The organism is Qipengyuania aquimaris, assembly GCF_020171965.1.
Classification (GTDB): Bacteria; Pseudomonadota; Alphaproteobacteria; order Sphingomonadales; family Sphingomonadaceae; genus Qipengyuania; species Qipengyuania aquimaris_A.
The window spans coordinates 610,186-629,645 of sequence record NZ_JAIUZK010000001.1 but is presented as its reverse complement, the minus strand read 5'-3'; the positions used below and the strand labels follow the sequence as shown (position 1 = coordinate 629,645).

General features: G+C 63.2%; 20 protein-coding genes. 9 read left to right on the top strand and 11 right to left on the bottom strand.

What is annotated here, in order from left to right; genetic code table 11:
* The first annotated feature begins 7 nt into the window (after nucleotides 1–7).
* Together LCM24_RS03080 and LCM24_RS03075 are read left to right on the top strand one after the other, a co-directional pair.
* Nucleotides 8–277 carry a metal-sensitive transcriptional regulator gene (locus LCM24_RS03080; RefSeq protein ID WP_224802703.1) on the top strand — a complete coding sequence of 90 codons (270 nt, stop codon included), beginning with the start codon at nucleotides 8–10 and terminating at the stop codon, nucleotides 275–277.
* Nucleotides 278–288: 11 nt separating this feature from the next.
* Nucleotides 289–768, top strand: coding sequence for a DUF411 domain-containing protein (locus tag LCM24_RS03075; protein ID WP_318247353.1), 480 nt, complete (start codon nucleotides 289–291; stop codon nucleotides 766–768).
* Here LCM24_RS03075 and LCM24_RS03070 read toward each other — a convergent pair.
* Entirely contained in the window at nucleotides 765–1,370 is a 606-nt protein-coding gene (locus tag LCM24_RS03070; RefSeq protein WP_224802701.1) for a DUF305 domain-containing protein, read from the bottom strand. The two genes, LCM24_RS03075 and LCM24_RS03070, sit on opposite strands and share 4 nt — an antisense overlap.
* A gap of 314 nt (nucleotides 1,371–1,684) precedes the next feature.
* On the opposite strand from LCM24_RS03070, the gene LCM24_RS03065 reads away from it, so the two are divergent.
* The 3 genes from LCM24_RS03065 (at nucleotide 1,685) to LCM24_RS03055 (ending at nucleotide 6,231) form a co-directional block, all read left to right on the top strand.
* A complete protein-coding gene (locus LCM24_RS03065; RefSeq protein ID WP_224802700.1) occupies nucleotides 1,685–4,678 on the top strand; it encodes a TonB-dependent receptor domain-containing protein in 2,994 nt (997 codons plus the stop codon).
* A 142-nt stretch (nucleotides 4,679–4,820) separates the two neighbouring features.
* The gene (locus tag LCM24_RS03060; RefSeq protein ID WP_090480693.1) at nucleotides 4,821–5,693 is read left to right on the top strand and encodes a crotonase/enoyl-CoA hydratase family protein; all 873 of its coding nucleotides are present in this window, start codon (nucleotides 4,821–4,823) and stop codon (nucleotides 5,691–5,693) included.
* A gap of 67 nt (nucleotides 5,694–5,760) precedes the next feature.
* Complete coding sequence (locus LCM24_RS03055) at nucleotides 5,761–6,231, top strand: MarR family winged helix-turn-helix transcriptional regulator (RefSeq protein WP_090480696.1); 471 nt, start codon at nucleotides 5,761–5,763, stop codon at nucleotides 6,229–6,231.
* Between the two features lie 50 nt (nucleotides 6,232–6,281).
* Here LCM24_RS03055 and LCM24_RS03050 read toward each other — a convergent pair whose 3' ends face one another.
* From LCM24_RS03050 to LCM24_RS03020, 7 genes are all read right to left on the bottom strand, one after another.
* Complete coding sequence (locus LCM24_RS03050; RefSeq protein WP_263617748.1) at nucleotides 6,282–7,283, bottom strand: type II secretion system F family protein; 1,002 nt, start codon at nucleotides 7,281–7,283, stop codon at nucleotides 6,282–6,284.
* A gap of 19 nt (nucleotides 7,284–7,302) precedes the next feature.
* Nucleotides 7,303–8,274 (bottom strand): type II secretion system F family protein, encoded by a 972-nt coding sequence (locus LCM24_RS03045; protein ID WP_224802699.1) that lies wholly within the window; start codon nucleotides 8,272–8,274, stop codon nucleotides 7,303–7,305.
* A gap of 86 nt (nucleotides 8,275–8,360) precedes the next feature.
* Complete coding sequence (locus LCM24_RS03040) at nucleotides 8,361–9,644, bottom strand: pilus assembly protein CpaE (protein ID WP_224802698.1); 1,284 nt, start codon at nucleotides 9,642–9,644, stop codon at nucleotides 8,361–8,363.
* A gap of 3 nt (nucleotides 9,645–9,647) precedes the next feature.
* On the bottom strand, nucleotides 9,648–10,301 hold the full coding sequence (locus tag LCM24_RS03035) for a CpaD family pilus assembly protein (RefSeq protein ID WP_090480707.1): 654 nt from the start codon (nucleotides 10,299–10,301) through the stop codon (nucleotides 9,648–9,650).
* A gap of 11 nt (nucleotides 10,302–10,312) precedes the next feature.
* Nucleotides 10,313–11,887 (bottom strand): type II and III secretion system protein family protein, encoded by a 1,575-nt coding sequence (locus LCM24_RS03030; RefSeq protein WP_224802697.1) that lies wholly within the window; start codon nucleotides 11,885–11,887, stop codon nucleotides 10,313–10,315.
* 39 nt (nucleotides 11,888–11,926) lie between these two features.
* Nucleotides 11,927–13,045 (bottom strand): Flp pilus assembly protein CpaB, encoded by a 1,119-nt coding sequence (gene cpaB, locus LCM24_RS03025; protein ID WP_224802696.1) that lies wholly within the window; start codon nucleotides 13,043–13,045, stop codon nucleotides 11,927–11,929.
* Nucleotides 13,046–13,136: 91 nt separating this feature from the next.
* A complete protein-coding gene (locus tag LCM24_RS03020) occupies nucleotides 13,137–13,850 on the bottom strand; it encodes a prepilin peptidase (protein ID WP_224802695.1) in 714 nt (237 codons plus the stop codon).
* A gap of 108 nt (nucleotides 13,851–13,958) precedes the next feature.
* Between LCM24_RS03020 and LCM24_RS03015 the strand changes: the two genes are divergently transcribed.
* The 3 genes from LCM24_RS03015 to LCM24_RS03005 all read left to right on the top strand — a co-directional run bounded on the left by LCM24_RS03015 (nucleotide 13,959) and on the right by LCM24_RS03005 (nucleotide 16,254).
* Nucleotides 13,959–14,921: an alpha/beta fold hydrolase gene (locus LCM24_RS03015; protein WP_224802694.1), complete on the top strand. Its 963-nt coding sequence runs from the start codon at nucleotides 13,959–13,961 to the stop codon at nucleotides 14,919–14,921.
* Nucleotides 14,918–16,015 (top strand): NAD(P)/FAD-dependent oxidoreductase, encoded by a 1,098-nt coding sequence (locus tag LCM24_RS03010; protein ID WP_224802693.1) that lies wholly within the window; start codon nucleotides 14,918–14,920, stop codon nucleotides 16,013–16,015. Before LCM24_RS03015 ends, LCM24_RS03010 begins: the two co-directional genes overlap by 4 nt.
* A 62-nt stretch (nucleotides 16,016–16,077) precedes the next feature.
* Nucleotides 16,078–16,254, top strand: coding sequence for a YegP family protein (locus LCM24_RS03005; RefSeq protein ID WP_100259480.1), 177 nt, complete (start codon nucleotides 16,078–16,080; stop codon nucleotides 16,252–16,254).
* Between the two features lie 3 nt (nucleotides 16,255–16,257).
* Here the strand turns inward: LCM24_RS03005 and rnhA are convergent, their stop codons facing one another.
* Genes rnhA through ispH form a run of 3 tightly spaced genes read right to left on the bottom strand, consistent with a single transcriptional unit; the run spans nucleotide 16,258 to nucleotide 18,679 of the window.
* Nucleotides 16,258–16,704: a ribonuclease HI gene (gene rnhA / locus LCM24_RS03000; protein WP_224802692.1), complete on the bottom strand. Its 447-nt coding sequence runs from the start codon at nucleotides 16,702–16,704 to the stop codon at nucleotides 16,258–16,260.
* Nucleotides 16,705–16,731: 27 nt separating this feature from the next.
* On the bottom strand, nucleotides 16,732–17,688 hold the full coding sequence (gene thrB / locus LCM24_RS02995; protein ID WP_224802691.1) for a homoserine kinase: 957 nt from the start codon (nucleotides 17,686–17,688) through the stop codon (nucleotides 16,732–16,734).
* 13 nt (nucleotides 17,689–17,701) lie between these two features.
* Nucleotides 17,702–18,679, bottom strand: coding sequence for a 4-hydroxy-3-methylbut-2-enyl diphosphate reductase (ispH, locus tag LCM24_RS02990; protein WP_224802690.1), 978 nt, complete (start codon nucleotides 18,677–18,679; stop codon nucleotides 17,702–17,704).
* 93 nt (nucleotides 18,680–18,772) lie between these two features.
* On the opposite strand from ispH, the gene LCM24_RS02985 reads away from it, so the two are divergent.
* Nucleotides 18,773–19,426: a hypothetical protein gene (locus LCM24_RS02985; RefSeq protein ID WP_224803452.1), complete on the top strand. Its 654-nt coding sequence runs from the start codon at nucleotides 18,773–18,775 to the stop codon at nucleotides 19,424–19,426.
* Nucleotides 19,427–19,460: the final 34 nt, after the last annotated feature.

Sequence of the window (19,460 nt, the reverse complement as noted above, 5' to 3'; positions counted from 1 at the left end):
CGGAATTATGGCCGACAGTTCGACCGCGAAAATCAATCGACTCAACCGGATCGCGGGTCAGGTGCGCGGAGTTGCGCAGATGATCGAGGACGATCGCTACTGCATCGACATCCTCACCCAGATTCAGGCGATCAAGTCCGCGCTGGCCAAGGTCGAAACACAGGTCTTGAAGGACCATGCCGCCTGCTGCGTGGCCGAAGCGATATCGAGCGGAGACGCCGACGACCAGCGCCAGAAGTTCGAGGAACTGGTCGAATTGCTGCAGAAGAAAAGGTGATTGGGATGACCATGAACAAGACAACGCGCCTCAACCTTCGCCTCGCACTGGGGCTCGCGCTTGCAGGCTGTGCCGGTGCAGTGCAGGCGACCGACATCGCCATGTACCGCGATCCGAATTGCGGGTGCTGCCTCTCGTGGCTCAAGCATGCGCATGAGCATTTCTCTGCCGATGGCGACGCGGTGGCAGCCAAGACGATCGAGAGCGAGAACATTGCTGCGGTCAAATCGGCCAATGGCGTGCCTGCGGACTTGGTTTCCTGCCACACCGCCATCGTCGACGGCATGGTGATCGAGGGTCATGTCCCTGCAGCCGATATCGAGCGCCTTCTCGAAGAACGCCCCGATGGGATCACGGGCCTTGCCGTTGCCGGCATGCCGCTCGGTTCGCCCGGAATGGAAATGGGCGACCGGCGACAGGCCTATCAGGTCATAGCCTTCGGCCCGGACAAGCGGGTCGTCTGGTCGAGCTATCCGGCCAGCGGCAACTAGCGCGCCACTTCGACTTCTTCACGCATATCGGGCGTAACCTCACGCTCGACCGCCTTTTCGGCCTCGTCCATGAGTTCGGGCGTAAGCTTTGCCGTGCGCGGTGGCAGGGGTGTGCCATCACCCATTTCCCCGTTCGCTTCGATATCCGCGAGCAGGAGCTTCATCTCCGCGATTTCCTTCACCTGCGCTTCGATAATGGCGTCGGCCAGGTCGCGCACACGCGGATCGCTGATCTCGGCGCGGCGGCTGGTGAGGACTGCGATCGAGTGATGCGGGATCATTGCCTTCATCCACGCTTCGTCTTCGACCGTCGCCTGGCTGCGGGCGAGGAACAGGAAGAGGAAGAAGCCTGCAATCGCGCCAATCATGACCAGCACCTTGGTCATGAGGGTCTTGTACATGCCCCACATGAAACCCAGCATGATGACGATCATTGCCATGCCCATCATCAATGCCATCCACATGCGGGTCTGGCTGAAGAATGCGTGATCCGCCTCGTAGATGTTGGAATACTTCAGCACGAACATCGTCACGATCGACGTTGCGATCATGGCGAAGAAAGTGGTCCATTTGCCGCCGTGGCTGGAGCTGTCCTGGTTCATGGGTTCCCTGTTGGTTGACTATCCAATCTGGATTCAAAGCGTTTTTCGGAACCGATCGGTTCCGGTCCGCGTGAGTGGGGGTGCCGACTCACCTGCTCAATACTTGGATTTCTCGCGGCGCGATGCAGAACACAAGAAATTGTCAAGTCAAATTGCAAGTAGCGAAAATTCGCTAGGGACTGCGGCCGTTTTTTGTTGCCGAAGAAATCCGCCGGGACAAGCATTGATGCGGGTTGCTTTTGCGGGGGTGAGTCATGTCCCAGAAACTGTCAAAATTCCGTTCTTTAGTTACTTCGACTGCCTTTCTCGCGCTGATGCATGGAACCGCATATGCGCAGTCGGAGGCAGCGCCCGCTTCTCCCGAAGAAGCCGACGATTCAAACCAGATCGTGGTAACCGGGACACAGATCAGGGGCGCCCAGATCAACGATGTCCTGCCGGTGACCGTGCTCGACGAAACCGCCATCGAGAATACCGGAGCGGCATCGGGCGACGAGCTCTTCCGCTCGATCCCGCAGGCGGGCACGGTGGCCTTCAACGAACAGAACGCCACCACACAGAACAGCGCGCGCGGCGACGTCGGCTCGATCAACCTGCGCGATCTCGGCACGGGCAATACGCTGCTGCTGATCAACGGGCGCCGCATGACGCTGCACCCGGGCTTCCAGACGGAACTGCTCGTCCCCGTGGTTAGCGCCGATACCAATGAAATCGCACCCGGCAGCGTACGGCGTCTTGAGGTTCTGCGCGACGGTGCATCGGCCATCTACGGCGCCGATGCCGTGGCCGGCGTCATCAACACCGTGCTGCGCGGCAATCGCACCGGCGGCTTCCTCGAGGCCGACTGGCGCGCATCGCAGGGGACCAGCCTCTACAATTACTCGATCAGCGGCGGCTACGGCTTCGACTTCGGCGGAGGCCGCGGGAACCTGACCGTCTATGGCGGCTATTTCAAAGAAAACGGCATGCTGGCTTCCGAGCGCGATTACGCGGGCGAGGACAACCGCCTCCCGCTGGTCGAGGGCACGGACTTCGAAGGCGATGCCTCGTTCAACAACCGCAACACTTTCGGCCCGTTCGGCCAGTTCGACATCCAGGCCCCGTCCAGCCGTACGCCGATCGGCGATGACGATTTCTATCTCCAGCCGTCCACTTTTTCGGGCTGCCGCCTCGATTTCGGCAACGGTATCTGCGCGCGCAACGGCACCACGCCGACCAGCGCTGTCCGCTACAACACCAATTTCGGCAACAATCTCATCAGCGCTAAGAAGCGCTACAACGCGATGGCCCTGCTCAGCTACGAGTTGTCGAACAATGTCGAGGCCTATTTCGAGGGCAGCTATTACCGCTCCGAGAACCGCCGCAATATCGAGGCTTCGGCCATCTTGAGCGCGGTGCCGGTCGGCATTGCGCGCGATGCCTATTGGAATCCCTTCGGCCCGACGACGTTGGCGGACGGTTCGCCAAATCCCAATCGCCTGCCGGGGACGACCATCGCCGCAGGCGGGGCCGATCTGATCATGGAACGCTATCGTTTCGTCGATGCCGGCAACCGCGACGTGACGGTCGACAAGGATACCTATCGCCTCGTCGCGGGCCTGCGCGGGTCGTTTGGCGCGTGGGATTTCGACACCGGCGTCCTGTATTCCGAGGCCGACCTGGTCGACCTTGCCCGCAACCGCGTGTCGCTCACGCTAATGCAGCAGCAGATCAACCTGACAACGCCCGACGCCTACAACCCCTTCAACGGCGGTTGCCTGGACGATCCGGGCGAGGGCGATTGCACGCCCAATCCCGCCTCCTCCATCGATCCGTTCCGCATCGATGTGTTCCGCAAGGGCGGCACCAGCCTTGCCCTGGCCGATTTCAAGCTCAGTCGCGACAACCTCTTCACCCTGCCGGGCGGCGATGTCGGCGTGGCGACGGGGATCGAGTTCCGCCGCGAGACTTTCTACGACGATCGCGACCCGCGCCTCGATGGCACGATTACCTTCACCGACAGCGTGACCGGCGATTTCAACGGCAGCGATGTCGCGGGCACCAGCCCGTCTCCCGACACTGATGGCACGCGCGATGTCTATTCGGCTTTTGCCGAAGTCTTCGTCCCGCTGGTCGCACCCGACATGAATATCCCGCTGGTGGAGGAACTGAACCTCCAGCTTGCTGGCCGTATCGAGCATTTCGACGATATCGATGCGACGGCAATCGTGCCGCGCGTTGCCGCGTCGTGGACCACCTTCCCGGGAGTCACCTTGCGCGGTGCATGGTCGCAGGGTTTCCGTGCGCCGAACCTCGTGCAGGTGAACGATGAAGGCACAACGCGTTCGAACACGCGTGACGACTTCGTGGTCTGCCAGGCGCGCGTCGAAAAAGGCACGCTGGAAAACCTCGGTGCCTGCCCCGGTGCAGGGACGATCAGCTTCCGCTCGGGCGCGCGCGATCTCGAACCCGAGGACAGCACCAGCATCAACCTCGGCGTGGTGCTGGAGCCGGTGTTCATCCCCGGCCTGACGCTGACGGCGGACTATTGGCGCGTTAAGCAGGAAGGGCTTGTCGGCACCTTCGGCGATGACAATGCCATCGCGCTCGACCTGCTGCGCCGTCTCAACGGCAGCACTAACCCCAACGTGATCCGCGAAGATCCGACGGCGGATGACATCGCCCTGTTTACCGGCACGAGCCTAGCCCCGGCAGGCGCGATCATCCAGGTGCTGGATCCTTACCTCAACCTCGACAGCCGCGTGTCCAAGGGCTGGGACTTCGGGATGTTCTACGACGTGCCGAACTTCGGCCTCGGCGACTTCCGCCTGCGTTTCAACGCCGCCCGCCTCGAAAGCTTCGTCCAGTCCGCCGGTCCGCAAGGGCAGGAACTGCTCGACGCGATCGAGGCCGGAACGCTGCCGCCAGACGTGAGTGTGGAGGGGCTGGGCGAACTGCTCGAGATCGAGGGGCGTCCCAAGTGGCGTTTCAGCAGCGCGATCAACTGGGAAAGCGGCCCGGTCGATGTCGGGCTGTTTGGGTCGTATGTCGGCGAGGTCTGGGACACCAGCGTCACCCGCGACGAATTGATCGAAACCGACGATCCGAACGGTAATTTCTACCGGGTCGACGACTTCTTCACGGTCAACTTCTCGATCTCCTACACGATCAACAACGACACCGCGCTCGACGGGACGCGGCTGCGCTTTGCGATCAACAACCTGTTCGGTGAAGATCCGCCGCTGGCGGACGAGACCTATGGCTACTTCAGCGAACTGCACTCCGCACGCGGCAGGCAGTTCCATGTGGAGCTGCGCAAGTCGTTCTGATCCGGGCGTGGGAAACACCCGCAAATTCGCGAGGCGCGTCCAATGGGCGCGCCTCGTTTGCTTTGGCGATAGGCTTTCCCACTTGCCACGACGCTGTTCCCCGTGTTCCATCCCGTTCGAGAGAGACACGAGGGAAAGCCAAATGACCGACTACACGCAGATCAAGCTCGACATCGCCGACGGCGTCGCCACCGTCACGCTGCACCGGCCCGAGAAGATGAACGCCTTCACCCGCACCATGATGGCGGAGTTCATCGATGCGCTGGATGTGACCGATGCCGACGACAGCGTGCGCGCGGTGATCGTGACCGGGCACGGCGACCGGGCTTTCTGTGCAGGGGCCGATTTGACGCCGGAGGGCGGGGGACATGTCTTTTCCGATCCCAATCCGGTCGAGGACCTGTCGGACGAGCGCGTGCGCGACGGTGGCGGACGGCTGACGCTGCGCCTGTTCAATTCCAAGAAGCCGCTGATCGGTGCCTGCAACGGTGTCGCCGTGGGCGTGGGCGCGACCATGCAGCTGCCGTTCGATATCCGGCTGGCGAGCGACAATGCGCGTTTCGGTTTCGTATTCGCGCGGCGCGGGATCACGCCCGAAGCCGCCTCAAGCTGGTTCCTCCCGCGCCTCGTCGGCATGCAGACCGCGCTGGAATGGTGCATGACGGGCCGCGTGTTCGATGCACAGGAAGCGCTCGATCGCGGGCTGGTGCGCTCGCTCCACCCCCAAGGCGAACTGATGGATGCCGCGATGGGGCTCGCACGCGAGATCGCGGACAATACCTCGGCCGTGTCGGTGGCCATGACCCGCGCCATGCTGTGGCGCCTGTCGACGACAGACCATCCGATGATGGCCCACCGCATCGACAGCCGCGCGATCTACCGCCTCAGCCGCAGTGCGGATGCCAAGGAAGGCATAGCGAGCTTCCTCGAAAAGCGGCCACCCGCCTATCCGGACACGGTCGGCGAGAACATGCCCGACTTCTACCCGTGGTGGGACGAGCCCGGCTTCGAGTAGTTGCAGATGTGATAGTCACACGCGCAACGGCCTTGTCATGTCGGGAGGGGGCATTACAGCTACGCCCATGCCAAGCCGCCAGCCAGCCAAACGCCTCGCCGATTTCCTGCCGTACCAGCTCTCGGTCGCATCCAATGCGGTCTCGACAAGGATTGCGGAACAATATCGCAAGCGTTTCGCGCTCAAGACGACCGAATGGCGGATCATGGCCGTGCTCGGCGATAGCGGCCCGCTGACCCAGCGCGAACTGTCGCAGCAGACGCTGATGGACAAAGTGCCGGTCAACCGCGCTTGCAAGACGCTGGAAAGCCGGGGGCTTGCCGAACGCACGCCCAATGCAAAGGACGGGCGCTCGCACCTGCTGGCCCTGACCGCGGAAGGCAAGGCGGTCCACGCGGGGATCATGCCGCTGGCCTTGAAGATCGAACAGGAACTGTTCTCGGTCCTCAGCGAAGACGAGCGCGTGGCGCTGCGCGACATGCTTTCGCGCGTTCGCGACAATGCCGGGGACTTCGACGCAGAAAGCCTGGCCGACTAGGCAGTCGACCAGGCTTTCCTAAAGCGACCCGTTTTCGGGTTTGGTTTCTGCTACTTCCCGACCCCGCCGCTGAAGGCGTCTGCGATCGAACAGGCTGCCGGTCCGAGGATGACCACGAACAGTACGGGCAGGATGAACATGATCAGCGGAACGGTCATGATGGCCGGAAGACGCGCGGCCTTCTCTTCGGCGCGCATCATGCGCTCGTTACGGAATTCTGCCGACAGGACGCGCAGTGCGCTGGCCAGCGGCGTACCGTAGCGCTCGGTCTGGATCATGGTGGTCACCACGCCCTGAACCGCTTCGAGGTTCACGCGATAGGCAAGATGCTGGAAGGCGGTCTTGCGTTCGTTGAGGAACGACAGCTCGATCGCGGTGAGCGCGAATTCGTCGCCCAGTTCCGGATAGGCGCGGCCCAGTTCCTTGGCGACGCGGTTGAAGGCGGCGTCGACGGTCAGACCGGCTTCGGCACAGATGACCAGGAGGTCGAGCGCGTCGGGCAGGCCCTTGCGGATCGCGTCGGTACGCTTGGCCGCCTTGTTCGACAGGAAAAGTTCCGGTCCCTTGTAGCCGGCGAAGACCGCTGCAGCGAGTGCTGCCACGCGCTTGAATTGCCAGTCGGGCTGGATTTCGACGACATAAAGCAAGGTGAAGGCGATACCGCCGAGAATGATCGGCAGGATCATGCGCAGGCCGATAAGCACGACCGCGATTTCCTTGTTGCGATAGCCGGCCCAGGCCAGCTTCTGCTGCATGTCCTCGACCTGGCTCTGCTGCAGCACCTTCATGCTGCCCAGAGTGTCTTTCACCTTGTCGGCCGTGTCGTTCTTGCGGACGAGGCTCTGGCGCTTGCGGGCGCTGGTGGTGACGAGGCCGTGCTTGAGCTCCTCGCGACGACCTTCGAGCGCTTTCACGCGCTTGGCCATCGGGTCCTTGATCGTGACGGCCGAATAGATCGCCACGAACACGGCCAGTGCTGCGATCCCGGCAAGGATCGAGCCGACGAGGATAACGTCGAAGCCGAGGAGGGTAGGGCCGCTTGCGGGTTCCATGATATCGCTTCCTCGTGCCTTAGATTTCGAAACTGACCATCTTGGCCATGATGAAGGCCCCGATGCTCATCCAGACCAGGCCGCCAAGGCCGGCTACGGTGAGACGATCGTCGGTGAAGAACGCGCCGATGTAGGACGGGTTAATCCACCAGATCAGGCCGAAGACGATGAAGGGCAGGGCGCCGACGATATAGGCCGAAGCCTTCGATTCCGAGCTCATCGCCTTGATCTTGAGCTTCATCTGGGCACGCTTGCGCAGCACGTCCGAAAGGTTGGACAGCGTCTCTGCCAGGTTACCACCGGTTTCGCGCTGGATGGCGAGCGTGATGCAGAAGAAGTTGAATTCCGGGATGCCGAGGCGATCGGCGGTCTGCTGGAGCGAATCCTCCATGGTGCGACCGATCTTGATGCGCTCGACGATCCCCTTGAATTCCACGCCGACCGGGCCGGGAACTTCCTGCGCCACGACGGCGAGGGTTTCGGTAACCGGAAGACCGGAGCGAAGACCGCGAACGAGCAGTTCGATCGCGTCCGGGAATTTCACGTTGAACTGGTTGGTGCGCTTCTTGATCGCGCGGCTCACCACGAAGTGGGGAATGCCTGCGCCGACGAAAACGCCGATGCCCAGCGCCAGGCCCAGCGAACCCGACTTGAGGAAAATCGCGAGTGCGGCGACCAGGCCGATGCCCAGCGAAGCATAGCCGTACTGGCTGAGCGTCCAGCCTTTGCCGGTCCGGTCCAGGCGGATGGCGAGGGCTTCGATACGCGACCCCGAACCGGCCTGCTTGAACTGCTTGGGCTTACGAGCTGCGATCGCTTTCTTCAGCTGGGATTCGACTTTCGCATCGGTGCTTTCCGAGTGACGGAAACGCAGCTGCTGGAGACGGCGCTGGCTCTGCTTGCCGGCATCGGGGCCGGCGAAGGCCACATATCCGAGCACGAGCAGCGCGAGGATCCCGCCGGCTACCAGCATGAGCTGGACAATGTTCATCGTGTCTCTCCGTCCCGTACCGTAAAATTACCGTGAGGATGGAGTGACGCGGCCGTTCAAAGCCAGGTCACTCCTCGATCCCCGTTTCAGGCCTCTTCGACCTGGCCCTTGTCCTTCTTGGCGAGCAGCGACTTGATGTCGAAGCTGCCGAGAAGCGACTTCTTGCCGCCGCCGACAAGCGCCGCTTCTTCGCTGTCCTCGTCGCCGAGGCCGATGATGCGCGACGACAGCTGCTTGATCGCAGCGGTGGCCTTGCTCGAGCCATTGGCGTCGACGAAGGTCTTGCCGAGCTTTGCAGCATTGGCAGCAGCCTTCTGGTCGTAAGGGATCGAGATATCGATCTCGCGTTCGATCGACGCTTCGAAATCGGCCTTGCTGATTTCCGCGGCACCGGGCTGGACCTTGTTGGCGACGACCACGGGAGTGGCGTGTGCCGCATTGGTCTTGAGCCAGGACAGGATGCGGATCGTGTCGCGGGCAGAAGCCAGCGTCATTTCCGTGACCAGCGTCACGACATTCACGTCGTTCAGCAGGTGCGGGAAGTTGATCAGCATATTGCGCGGCATATCGACCAGCGTCATTTCGAACGCGTGGCGGAACTCTTCCTGCAGCTGCAGGAAGGCCGAGCCATCGGTCATCAGCGGCGAATTGATCGGTGCTTCAGCCGACAGGATGGCCAGATTGTCGTTCGCGCGGATCATGGCGCGTTCGATGAACAGGCCGTCGATGCGGCTGGGATTGTCGATTGCATCGGTCAGGCCGCGACCCGGTTCCAGGTCGAGCGTGAGCGCGCCGGTGCCGAAATGCACGTCGAGGTCGAGCAATGCGGTCGGCATCTGCTTTTCCGCGTACATCCATGCCAGCGAAGTCGCGATCGTCGAGGCACCGACACCGCCGCGCGTGCCGACCACTGCGGTCGAGATATGGCGCTGGGTCTGTTCGCCTTCGCCGCCGCGCGGGGCCATGAAAACGGCCTGTGCAGCATTGAGCGAATCGCGCAGGACCGAAGCCGAAAGCGGCTTCAGCAGGTAATCGTGGATGCCGCTGGCGAGCAGGTCGCGATAGAGGCGCACGTCGTTCACCTGGCCGACCGCGATCACCACCGTGCCGGGTTCGCAAACCTCGGCAAGGGCGTTGATGTCGTTCAACGGGTCGCCGCTTTCCGACAGGTCGACCATCAGGATATTCGGGCTGGCCGAAACCGACAGGGACTGGATCGCGTTACGCAGACCGCCCTTGTTGCATTTCTCAGGCTGCCAGCCGAGTTCGATCACGACCGGACGCAGGACATCCAGCGCCGTTTCGTCGCACATGAAGGCGGCGAACGGATCGCGATTGCCCGGCATGCTGGATTTCAAGGAAGCGCTCATGGTTTAGGACCCTCCTTCGGTCGTGCTGATCGTCGCCAGGCCGTCCACGCCGGTCGGCTCTGCGTCACGATAGGCCCTGATGGCCTTGGTCGAGGTGGTAACGACGGTCTCTCCAGTGCCCTGCTGGCCCTGGATCAGGTCTTCCGGATTGGCGACCATGCCGGCGAGATTGCCATAAACCGCGCATCCGTAATTCGGATTGGTGGCGTTCTTCTCGTTGGCTTCGGCCGTGTGCGACCAGTCCGGGCATTGCGGCATCGAGGCGGTAGAACGCGTGATGACGATGCGGGCCTGGCCGGGTTCGGCGTAGCCGGTCGTGACCGGAGTGCCTTCCGCGAGCAGGATGCCATAGCGGCCCGCCAGTTCGGCAACATCTTCGCGTACGGCAGCAGAAGCGGTGGCGTCTTCGACGGCAACGCGGTCGCCATAGCGAAGGTCCATGCTCTCGAACCAGCCAGCAAGACGCTGCTGTTCGGAGATCGGCAGGCCGTCGGCATTGGTGGCAACGTCGAGCGTATAGTTCGAGCGTTCAACGACCGGCTGCTTCACGCTGTAGAGCGTGCGGTTGTCCATGTTCATGCCGCCACAGGCGCCCAGTGCGAGGGCGAGCGAGGCTGCGAACGAAGCGGTAAGCTTGCGATTGATTGCTTTAGGCATGTCTCGTCCCCTTATTCGAAGCTGAAGCCGGGCTTGGCAGCGGCGGTCTTCTCGTCGCGGCGCGCCTCGGAAGGCATGGCGACCTGTTCACCGTTTTCCGATCCCTCGTAGGAGATCTGCGGTGCCGAACCGGCAGCGCCGCTGACGGTCGGGACCGGGCGGCCCTGGCCACCGCTTACGCCGTCGGCTTCGCGGTAGCGCAGCAGGCGGTCGAATTCGGTCGGCTTCTGGAAGCCGTCGGTCGGCAGGCGGATGTCGCTCGCATTGACCGGCTTCACCAGATACGGCGTGATCACGATGACCAGCTCGGTTTCGCCGCGACGATAGTCGGTCGAGCGGAACAGGTTGCCCAGGATCGGGATGTCACCGAGGCCCGGAGCCTTTTCGATCTGGTTCGATGCGTTGTTCGACAAGAGGCCGGCGATCATGAAGCTCTGGCCGGAGCCGAGTTCCACAGTCGTTTCCGCACGGCGCGTGATAAGCGCGGGAACGCGGAAGCCTTCGAACTCGATCGCGCCCTGTGCCGACAGTTCCGAGACTTCCGGACGAACGCGGATCGAGATCCGGCCGTTCGAAAGGACCGTCGGAGTGTAGGCGAGGCTCACACCGTAGTTCTTGTATTCGATGGTCGTGGTGCCGAGGCCCTGGTTGAGCGGGATCGGGAATTCACCACCGGCAAGGAATTCTGCGGTTTCGCCCGAAAGCGCGGTCAGGTTCGGCTGCGACAGCGTGGTCACGAGGCCCTGCGTTTCCGCAAGGTCCAGCGCGCCGCCGATGTCGAGGCCGAGCAGCTTGCCGGCAAAGCCGAGCGTGCTGCCGAGGTCGGCGCCGAGGATCGAGGTAGCCGGAGTTTCGACTACTTCGCCCGTTGCCGGATCGGTGAACACGTCCACCGTGTTGGCGTTCATGCCGAGCGTCGTGCCGGGCGAGAACAGCTTGGCTGCACGACCCTGGCCGATGCCGAACTTGAAACCGCTGGTGCTGTCGAGCGACTGGAGGTTCACGCCAAGAGCGCGAACGACCGAGCGGCTGACTTCGGCGATGCGGACCTGCAGGTTGACCTGCAGCGGCGTTGCCATGCGCAGGCGGCTAATGACGTTGGTTTCCTCGCCGACGAATGCTTCGACGAGAGCCTGGGCCTCGGCGGCATCTTCGGGTGCGGCAACCGTGCCCGTCAGAAGGACGACGTTGCTACCCATGGTGGCGACGTTGATCTTTGCTTCCGGCATGGCGAGGGCGAGCATCTGGTCGATGCTGCCGATGTTCGAGCCGACGCGGACATTGGCCGACCAGATGATGTCACCGCGAGCGTTGCTGGCGTAGACCGTGGTCTCGCCGCCCGAACGACCGAACAGGTACAGCTGGCGCTGCGACTTGACCTGGACGTCGGCAACATTCTCGTTGGAGATGAACACATCGGTCATCGCGCCGGGCACGTTGATGAGCTCTCCGCGACCGATCGAGAGGACGATGTCCTGGCTCGGGCTAACGACCGACTGGGCCGTGGCCGTGGTCGTCGGAGCGGCAGCCAGCGGCGCGAGGGCCAGTCCGGCAAGCAGCAGTTTGGTGGAAAGACGACGTTTCATGGAATTGCCCCCTGAATGGCTTCCTGAGCTCTTGAATTCTTAGCGAAGGGTGCTGAGTGCGACCGGGGCGGTTTCCCCGACGCGGCCTGCACCGTTACCGACTGCAGCGTTCATGCCGCGCACTGCACTGCCCATCGAAAGCGGAACCGCTTCGGTGGTCTTGCCGCGGGTCACGCGAACCATCGGACCGCGGCTCACCGGAGCCGAAGTCGTGGTGGCGGCACCCGACGTGTGCGAGAAAGTACGACCGTCGTCGTTCGACTGCGGTGCAGCCCCGCCGCGCGGCGGCATCGAGCTGCGCTGGAAGCGCGAGACATCGCCGCCCGTGACATAGGTGCCGCGGCTGTCGTCGGGACGACCCATGGCGGTGCGAAGGATACGCTCTTCCTCTTCGGGCGTCGCATCGTCGGGGATGCTGACGTCGCCCGACGCGAGGGCACGTTCGAGTTCGCCTTCGCTGTCGGCGATAGCGCGCAGAGCGAGGCTCAGCGTACCGATCGTCTGCGCAACGGCGACCTTCTCGGCGATCTTCGGGGTCACTTCCATAGTGACCGTGCGGAAGGCCTTGACCTGCGTCACACCATCGACGGTCTCCTGCGTGGTCGACTGGTCGGTTGCCAGCACACGAAGGTTACGAAGGATGGTTTCCGACGTTTTCAGCGCCTGGCCGTTATTGCCCTGAACCGTCTGGGTCAGGACCATGTCGACGCGGTCGCCCGGGAAGACGAAGCCGGCAACGCCGCTCTTCGCATCGACGGGCACCGTGATGGCGCGCATGCCGGGAGTGAGGGCAGCAGCCAGGAAGCCGCGGTCGCCCGGGCTCACCAGCGAACCCTGGGTCACCGGTTCACCGGCAGTCACGGGATGGCGTACAACCGTACCGATCAGCTTGGTGATGTCGGCCTCGCCGTCCAGGAAGTAGGCATCCTGAACCAGCTCTTCCGGCCACAGCTGATAGCCGATGGCATCTGCAGTGATGATCGTACCGGTCGGCAGCGCACGCTGCGCAACCAGGACCTTGGGCCCTGCAGCTTCGACTTGCGATGCCGCGTTGGCCTGCGGAGCGGATGCTCCTGCGAACATGCTGCGGGCAACAAGTGCCGTACCGATCGCAACGACCAGTGCACCAACCAGCAGAACCAGCTTCTTCCTATCCATGGCTTTTAAGCCCCCTCATATGGCCCGCGTGATCTATGTGCGGACAGCTATGGTTTCCGTGTCTAGACCCCGATTGGTTAAAATCGGGTTGTCAGCCGATTCCGGCTTCAGAAATTTGTGTGACGAACCCGCCGCCGACGACCCAGAGCCCTGCGACGGCAATGGCGAGTCCGTATGGAATGCGTGGTTGCTGGTCGTGTCGGCGGATGATTTTGATCGATGCCAGCGTGACGAATGCGAGAATCGCGACCGGCACCAAAGCGACCAGTATTGAGGTCGCACCATTGGCTGCCAGCGGCTCTATGATTGCGGAAGGAATGGCGAGCTTCGGGCCGCCAAGGACGGCGCTGGCGAAATTGGCGGCGACCAGGGTGAAGGCACCCAGCAGTACCGTATCGCGGACCGGCTTGCCGCCGACGACGCGCGAATGGGCGACGCCCCACATGCCCATGGCAAGCGTCAGGACCCAGCCTGCCATTGCCATGATGATGACGAGGACCACGAAATTTGTCGGCGGGAACCACAGCGCCAGCGCGGTCAGCAGCTTCACGTCGCCGCCGCCCATCTGGCGCAGGGCAAAGAACAGGCAACATACCGCAAAGGTCGCCGCAGCCAGCCCGAACTGCATTGCAACGCCCGGCCACAGGTCCAGTCCCGTAGCCCACCAGAACAGCGGAGCGCCGGCCGCGATCGCAATGTTCAGGCGGTTGCCGATGGTGCGGCTGCGCAGGTCGGTAAAAGCCGCCCACAGCAGGCCGATTGCCAATCCGGCAAGCAGAACGTAGGTGAAAATCTGGTCGTGCATGACGTCCCCGAACGTAAGTATCGAGGGCCCGTGCTACTCAAACATGCTTACCAAATAGTAACCATGCCCTTTGCGCAAAACCGGGAGGCACCCATCAGCCAGGCCGACTTGCAGACAGATACCGCCGCCATCGACCGGCGCGCCATTCCGGCCAGCGCCAACGAAAGCGTGTGGCAGGCAGCCGACGGTCACACGCTGCGCCGAATCGACTGGCCAGGAGCAGGCGGGGGAGAGCGCGGATCGATCCTGTTCCTGCCGGGGCGCGGCGACTTCTACGAGAAATACCTCGAGACGCTCGACGGGTGGCACCGCAGCGGTTGGCGCGTCACCGCGGCCGACTGGCGCGGGCAGGCAGGATCGGGCCGCCTCGGCGATGACCCCATTACCGGCCATATCGAAGATTTCTCCGACTGGGTCGCCGATCTCGACCATTTCTGGTCGGACTGGGTGAAATCCACGCCCGGCCCTCACGTGCTGGCAGCGCATTCCATGGGTGGGCACATCGTCATGCGCGCGCTGGTCGACGGGGCGGTATCGCCCGACGCGGTCGTGCTGTCCGCGCCCATGCTAGGCATGAGCGGTCCGCCGCTACCCCTGCCCATGCTCCACGGCGTTGCAAAGCTGATGACGCGAATCGGTGCCCCGACGCGTCCTGCATGGAAATGGAGCGAAAAGCCGGGCGAGGTCCCGGCAAGACGACGTGACCTGCTGACCCATGACGACGATCGGTATGAAGACGAATTGTGGTGGCGCGAACACCGCCCCGAGCTGGTGATGGGACCGGGTAGCTGGGGCTGGGTCGAACGCGCCTATGCCTCGACCCGCGTTATCGAGGCGCCCGGCGCAATGGAGAAGATGCAGGTGCCGGTATTCATCTTCTCGACCGCGAACGACAAGCTGGTCAGCCACAAGGCCGCAGTGCGAGCCGCCCAGCGCCTGCCACGCGGCGAGATCCTAGTGTTCGGTGACGAGGCGCGGCATGAAATCCTGCGCGAAGTCGACGCCGTGCGCGACAAGGCTCTGGCCGGTGTTGCGGAATTCCTCGATCGGGTAGTACCGGCGAAGCAGTGACCGTCTACGATTTCGCCATCGTCGGAGCCGGCATCGCCGGTGCGAGCCTCGCCGCCGAACTCGCCGAGGCGGGCGCCAACGTGCTCGTCCTCGAAGCGGAAGACCGGCCGGGGTATCATTCGACCGGGCGTTCGGCGGCCTTCTGGGAGGAATGCTACGGCGGGCCGGAGATCGTGCCCCTCACGCTCGCATCGGGAAAGTATCTGCGGGACAACGGGTTCCTCTCGCCGCGCGGTGCGCTCTATATCGGGCGCGGCGAAGACCGGGCGGCTCTCGATGCCTTCATGACGCGTTTTGAGGACACTGGGGCGACCATCGAACGGATCGGTGCGGAGGATCTGGCAGGCAAAATCCCCGGTATCACGCCGCAATGGTCGGATGCGATCTGGGAACCGGCGTGCGCGGATATCGACGTGGCGGCGCTCCATGCGCATTACCTCACGCGGGCGAATGCTTCGGGCGTAACGCTCGAATGCCGGTCGAGGTTGGCTGGAGTTGCCCGCGAAGACGAAAGCTGGACGCTTCGAACCGAACGGGGTGGCAGCTTTGCCGCATCGGTCCTCGTCAATTCGGCAGGGGCATGGGCCGACGAGGTCGCATCGCTCGCGGGGGCGAAACCGCTCGGTATCCAGCCTTACAGGCGCACGGTGATCCAGCTGCGTACCGATCCCGCACCTGCGCCCGACCAGCCGCTGGTGCTGGATATTTCGGGCAAGTTCTACTTCAAGCCCGAGAGCGGGCGGGTGTGGCTGAGCCCGCATGACGAAGAACCGAGCGCGGCCTGCGATGCTGCTCCCGAGGAACTGGCCGTGGCAGAAGCGATCGACCGGCTGCAGGGCGTGGTCGATTGGAAGGTGGAGGCGGTGGAGCGCAAATGGGCGGGCCTGCGCAGTTTCGCGCCCGACCGCGCCCCGGTCTATGGCTATGACCCTAAGGTCGAAGGCTTTGCGTGGTTTGCAGGGCAGGGGGGCTTCGGCATCCAGACCTCGCCTGCAGCAGCGCGGCTCGCCTCGCAGCTGCTTCTGGACAGGCCGCGGGACGAGATGACAGAAGCGATCGACGCCTCGATCTACTCTCCGGCTCGCTTCCCCTAGCCAAGACTGCATCATTTGTTAGTGTGGGCGGCGAATCCAATCCACCAAGGGAGAGAATACCGATGGGACATCATTTCGAAATCTATAAGGACAAGGCTGGCGAATACCGCGTGCGGTTCAAGTACAATTCGGAAACGATGTTCTCGACCGAAGGCTACAGCTCGAAGGACAGCGCCAAGAACGCCATCGCTTCGATCCAGAAGAACGGCCCCGGCGCGGAAACCGTCGACAACTCCTGATTTTCAGCCCTCGTCGACGAACGCGCGATCCGCGGCTTCGTTGGCGAGGGCATCCACCCGCTCGTTTTCCGGGTGACCCGAATGGCCCTTGACCCAGTGCCATTCGATCTGGTGCCGGGCTACGGCCTCGATCAGGTCGTGCCATAGCTCCGCATTCTTGACGGGCTTCTTGCTGGCATTGACCCAGCCGCGCTTCTTCCAGCCGTGTACCCACTTCGTGATCCCGTCGATCACGTATTTGCTGTCGGTATAGATATCGACCTGGCACGGCTCGATCAGCGCCGACAGGCCGCGGATCACGGCCGTCATTTCCATGCGGTTGTTGGTCGTTTCCGGATCGCTGCCGGATAATTCCTTCTCGTGCCGCCCCATGCGCAGCAATGCGCCCCAGCCGCCGGGGCCAGGATTGCCCTTGCACGATCCATCGGTGAAGAGTTCGATCTGTTTCATCGGCGCGGCCCTAGCGTGCAAAGCGCCTCAGGCGAAGAGCGCGGTGCCGTTTTCGGCGTAGAAATCCCACCGGCGCACGAAATCCATCGGATCCTTGCGCGTGACCAGTGCGTCTGCAGGCGTTTCGATCCAGTCCTCCGCCCGGCTGGCGACGAAGCGCAGGCAGGCGGCCTGGGCGAGTAGTGGCATGGCCGCACGCTCGTCGTCGCCGAGCGGGCGGACCGAGCAATATCCTTCGACGAGGGCGCTTCCGATTGCAGGATCGTAAGTGCGGCCTGTGCCGTCGAACGCCCATGCGGCGTGGGTCACGGCAAGGTCGTAGGCCATTGCGCCCTGGCACGCGAAATAGAAGTCGATCATACCCGACACCGCATCGCCCAGCATCAGGACATTGTCGGGAAAGAGGTCGGAATGGATGATCGAGGATGGCAGGTCGTCCGGCCATGCCGCCGCGACCTCGCGGCCCCTGTCGACGGTCGAGGGTAGCGCGGGATCGATCGCGGCCAGCGCATCGGCGTCCAGCGCTTCGAGCATGGCGAGCGTGCCATCGGGCGCGAGGTCGTTCTCGCGCGAAAGGGCGTAATCCTGCGCGGCCAGATGCATCTCTGCCAGTGCCGTGCCGACGGCTCGCGCCTGCACTGCGGTCGGCTGGTTGGGGGAAACGCCGGGCAGGAATTCGATCAGCGCGACCGCCTTGCCGTCGACAGTGCGGAACGCCGCGCCAGACCGATCGTGGATGGTTGCGGGCACCGGACAATCACGCTCCGCGAGATGGTCGAGCAGGCCGAGGAAGAAAGGCAGTTCTCCCGTGTCGATCCGCCGTTCGTACATGGTGAGGATGTAGCGCCCGCCGGTCGTCTCGATCAGCCAGTTCGAATTCGACACGCCTTCCGCGATGCCCTTGGCCGAAACCAGGTCGCCGACATCGTAATGCCCGATCAGCTCCGCCAGGTCCTCGGCACCGAGATGTGTGTAAACGGCCAACCTATCCGGCCAGTTATTCCGTCAGCTGGCGCGGCAGCTTGAAGACCATTTTCTCTTCCGTGGTAGTGATGACCTCTTCGGTCACCACACGCCAGTCGGACAGCCGGTCGACAACTTCGCGAACCAATTTCTCCGGCGCCGAAGCGCCAGCGGTGAGGCCTAGCGTGCCGACGCCTTCTAGCCACTCGGGCTCGATCTCGGATGCGCGCTGGATCAGGCGGGCATCGGTCCCCATGCGCTGGGCAACTTCGACGAGCCGCAGCGAATTGGAGGAGTTGGGCGCGCCGATTACCAGTACCAGATCGCAGCCGCTGGCGATTTCCTTGACCGCGGCCTGCCTGTTGCTGGTGGCGTAACAAATGTCTTCCGCCTTCGGCGCGACGATCTGCGGGTATTTCGCTTGAAGCGCTTCGACGATTTCGCGCGTGTCGTCGACCGACAAGGTCGTCTGGGTCAGGAACGACAAATCGTCTTCCTGCGTGAAGGGCAGGGTCGCCACGTCTTCGACGGTTTCGACCAGGGTGATCTGGCCGTCGGGCACCTGGCCCATCGTGCCGATGACCTCGGGATGGCCTTCGTGGCCGATGAAAAGGATGTGCTGGCCCTTTTCGATCTGGCGTTCGGCCTGGCGATGCACCTTGCTGACCAGCGGGCAGGTGGCATCGACGTAGAGCAGCTTGCGGCGTTCGGCCTCTGCGGGGACCGATTTCGGCACCCCGTGGGCGGAAAAGACCACCGGCGCATCGTTCGGCACTTCGTCGAGTTCTTCCACGAAAATCGCGCCCTTGGCTTTCAGGCTATCCACGACATAGCGGTTGTGGACGATCTCGTGACGCACGTAGACCGGGGCGCCATATTTCTGCAGCGCGCGCTCAACGATTTCGATGGCACGGTCTACTCCGGCGCAGAAACCGCGCGGTGCGGCGATCAGCAATTGGAGCGGCAGGCGCGGGTCGTTACCCGAAGCGGTGGATGGAAAGGGGGCGTTCATGCGCGCCCCTCTAGCGCTTTGCATCGCGCCAAGCTAGGGCACGCACGCCCCGGCAGGGTCATTGAATACGAACACATGAGGAATGCCGCCGACATGATGAACCGCTTTCGCCTCCTTACTGCTCTTGGAATGGGTCTCGCACTCGCCGGATGCAAGAGCGACGGGCAATTGGTCGTGGCCGGCAATGCCGTCGGTATCACCGCGGTCAGGACGGCATGTCCGGCAGTGGGCATCCCCGATTACACGGGTGACGTGACGCTGTTCCGCAGTGCCGATTCCCGCACGCTTTCCGATCTCGACGTCACGGCGGCAATCACCAACCTCACCTCGACCTGCAACGAACAGGGCGAACAGGTCTATTCCGAAGCCAGTTTCGATGTCGTTGCACGCCGCGCCGATGTGCGGGGCGCGCGCACAGTGGAACTGCCCTATTTCTCGACCGTCCTGCGCGGCGGCAGTGCAGTCATTTCCAAGCGTGTCGGCACGGTTACGCTGACCTTCGCGGACGGACAGGAACGCGCCAGCGCAAGCGGTAAGGCGGCTGCCTTCGTCAATCGCGCGGAAGCGACGCTACCGGCCGACATTCGCGAGCGCATTACGCGCAAGCGCCGTGCGGGCGATCCCGATGCAGCGCTCGACCCGCTGGCCGATCCCGAAGTGCGGGCCGCTGTCCAGCGCGCGACTTTCGAACTGCTGGTTGGCTTCCAGCTGACGCAGGAACAGCTGGGCTACAACGCCACCCGCTGATCCCCGGTAACAGGGGCGCGCGATCCGGGGGCGG